Annotated in this window: 3 protein-coding genes; all 3 read left to right on the top strand. The window is 65.1% G+C overall.

The genetic code is table 11. The annotated features are described in order from the left end of the window. The first annotated feature begins 40 nt into the window (after positions 1 to 40). The 3 genes from AB0M20_RS40415 to AB0M20_RS40405 are packed head-to-tail and all read left to right on the top strand — an operon-like array spanning position 41 to position 1,942. Positions 41 to 580 (top strand): protein phosphatase 2C domain-containing protein, encoded by a 540-nt coding sequence (locus tag AB0M20_RS40415; RefSeq protein WP_364306466.1) that lies wholly within the window; start codon positions 41 to 43, stop codon positions 578 to 580. After that, positions 573 to 1,649, top strand: a complete 1,077-nt coding sequence (locus AB0M20_RS40410) for a hypothetical protein (RefSeq protein WP_364306464.1) — start codon at positions 573 to 575, stop codon at positions 1,647 to 1,649. The genes AB0M20_RS40415 and AB0M20_RS40410 overlap by 8 nt, the downstream gene beginning before the upstream one ends. Positions 1,650 to 1,666: 17 nt before the next feature. Continuing rightward, entirely contained in the window at positions 1,667 to 1,942 is a 276-nt protein-coding gene (locus AB0M20_RS40405; RefSeq protein WP_364306462.1) for a hypothetical protein, read from the top strand. Positions 1,943 to 2,019: the final 77 nt, after the last annotated feature.

The following is a 2,019-nucleotide window of genomic DNA, read 5'->3' as shown; positions in this document are numbered from 1 at the left end:
TGTTAATAAGAGTGTACTTGGGGCGTTTTATGGCGGAAGTATTGCTAGAAATGATTCTGATATATATTCAGATATTGATTTAAGGATTTTGATATCGATGAGCGCTTCGGCGAGCGGTGCCGGGCTGTCCGACGCCGATGTGTGCGCCGTCATCGTCGTCGCCGCGATCGAGGCTGCGCCGGGACCCGATGGATTCCGCCGGGCCTGGTTCGGCTGGATCGGTGACGTGTCGGTGTGGCGCCGGGCGGAGCGGCGCTGGGAACACCTGCTGGGCGACGCCAAAGGCGGCGGGGACGGACTGCGTTCGAGCGAGGTCGGCACGGTGCTGCCGATGGACTGGGCCCGAGGGCACCAGGAGCTGCTCAGGGTCGGGCCCGGCGACACGCTGGCGCTGGTCACCGATGGCGTGGGCGACCTGTGGTCGGCGCACGAACGGGCCAACGACTACTTCTGCCAGCGCTGGTCGGAACCGCCGCCGGCGCCGTCGTTCCTGAACGACGTGTGCTTCGACGCACGAGGCGAGCAGGATGACCGGACGGCCGTGGTGGTGTGGACGCCGAGCGGTGGTTGCGGTGACTGAGGCCGCGCGCGCGTCGTCCGCCCGGTGGCCGGTCGGTCCGGTGCTGTCCGTCGGCGACGCGGGTCCTCTCGGGACGGCGCTCAGTGAGGGCGACGGAGAGAGCAAGGGGATCTATCCGCTGGTCAACCACCCGGGTTGGCTGGTGAAGATCTACAAGGCACCGCAGGGCGAGATGGACACCGCCCGGCTCAACTGGCTGATCGCGGTGCCGGAGAAGGCTTCTCCAGTCGACCGGACGGCGATACGCGAGCACACCTGCTGGCCCGTGGCCCGGCTGACCGACGATTTCGGTCGCTCGATCGGTTGCGTGCTGCCCGCCGCGCCGGCCGAGTTCCGGATCGGTCATGACGAGCGCTACCTCGAGGTGGACCTGCTGGCCAAGCCGGACGAGTCGATCCGGCGCCGTGGTCTGCCGGTGCCGTCCTGGTCTGACCGGGTGGCGGCGTGCGTGGGCATCGCCACGATCGGGGCGGTGCTCGAGCGGAACGCCTTGGTGTACTCGGACTGGTCGTACTCCAACATGTTCTGGAACCCGGCTGGCCGCTCGGTGTATTTAATCGACATCGACGGGATCGGTTTTCGTGTGAAGCCCAACATGGCGCAGCCGAACTGGGACGACCCGCTGACCGTCGGGCCGGCACCGGCCGACGTCTACACCGACCGGTATCGGATCGCGCTGCTCGTCGGCCGATGCCTCACCGGCCGGCGAGAACACGACCGGATGGTGCACGGCTTGGCGCGGATCTCTCCCGAGTTCGGCGCCAGAACGCTGCTGCTGGACATCCTTCTGGCCGCCGACCGCATCCGCCGCCCATCCGTGTCGGCGATGCACGCGGCGCTGAGCGGGTTGCCGTACCTGCGGACGCCGTTGACTTGCCGGCCGATGCCACCGATGCCGCCGGACATCGTCCGCCGGCGCCCGCAACCCGCCGCGCGACCGGGTCTCGTCGTGCCGCCACCGGGATCGGCCGCCGCCGCGAAGAGCGGGTCGTCGGCGGGCATGGTCATGCTCGGCGTCGTGGTGGCGGTGGTCGTGCTCATCATCTGCGTCGCCATGGCCGGTCTGTGATTGGGAGGTATTCGGCAATGACGGATCAATCAAGGTACGCGACGCGGCAGAAGTGCCTGCCGACGTATCTGGTCATCGACGTCTCGCTGTCCATGCAGCCACATCAGGCTGCGCTCAACCGAATCCTCGGCAAGCTCCACAACGCACTGGTCAACAGCCCGCGGGTGTCCGAGTTCGCGCACATGTCGATCATCGCCTTCTCGACGCAGCCCTGGCTGGTGATCGAAATGGTCGACATGGAGATGGTGGACCGGATGCCGGAGGTCATCTGCGACGTTAGCTGTATAATTTGATTTTTGTTTCTTTGGATTAGGGAATAATTCTTCTACGACAACTTTACCTTGTTGTTTTTTAATATGGAAATTAGGAT

It is taken from the genome of Actinoplanes sp. NPDC051633 (assembly GCF_040681735.1).
In the GTDB taxonomy this organism is placed as follows: Bacteria; Actinomycetota; Actinomycetes; order Mycobacteriales; family Micromonosporaceae; genus Actinoplanes.
This window is presented reverse-complemented; position numbering and strand designations above follow the sequence as displayed.